The organism is Actinomycetota bacterium (assembly GCA_030018275.1).
Classification (GTDB): domain Bacteria; phylum Actinomycetota; class Aquicultoria; order Subteraquimicrobiales; family Subteraquimicrobiaceae; genus Subteraquimicrobium.
On sequence record JASEGB010000019.1, the window covers coordinates 15,029 to 15,628 of the forward strand.

Genomic DNA, 600 nt, shown 5'->3' on the forward strand with positions numbered 1-600 from the left:
CACAACATTTGAAACTGCAGGCCTGGAGGGACTCGAACCCCCAACCTCCGGATTTGGAGTCCGGCGCTCTATCCAGTTAGAGCTACAGGCCTCCTCAACAACCAAAAATAGTATAACTTAGCGCGTTTCCAATCGTCAATTTGCTGCGATCCTAAGCAGCTGAGTCCCTTCCACCTTGTTGCAGCATTATAACCATGTTTAGAGACATATTTAGCATTCTTTAAGGATTTTACCCAAAAAGCAGAAAAAGATTAACATAGAATGCATTCTTTGACAATGGATCAATTTCTGGCATATAGAGGAGTGTGCCTTCCTTAGTGCATCTCTTTTCTCTCTATCTATGCCCATAGACAAAAAAACCGGCTTTTGGACACACTCCCAATATGAGCCGGTTACAATCACTAAATATGCTAGCGGGTTAGTTTATTCCTCCTCTCAGCTACAAGGACTACCTTCACTTCTCTATTCCTATACTTTCTCTCTCGCTCTTTAAGCCAACTGTGGAAGGTTTTATACCCTCTCCAATAATATCTAGGAAATCGCCATACCCTCTTACTATTCCTCTAAATATCTCCACATCATGTCTCTGCTTCCTCAATA

The 600-nt window shown here is 42.2% G+C and carries 1 tRNA gene; it reads right to left on the reverse strand.

Annotation, left to right across the window (positions count from 1 at the left end):
* Positions 1-17: 17 nt before the first annotated feature.
* Positions 18-92 (reverse strand) — tRNA-Trp (locus tag QMD66_07080).
* Between the last annotated feature and the right edge of the window lie 508 nt (positions 93-600).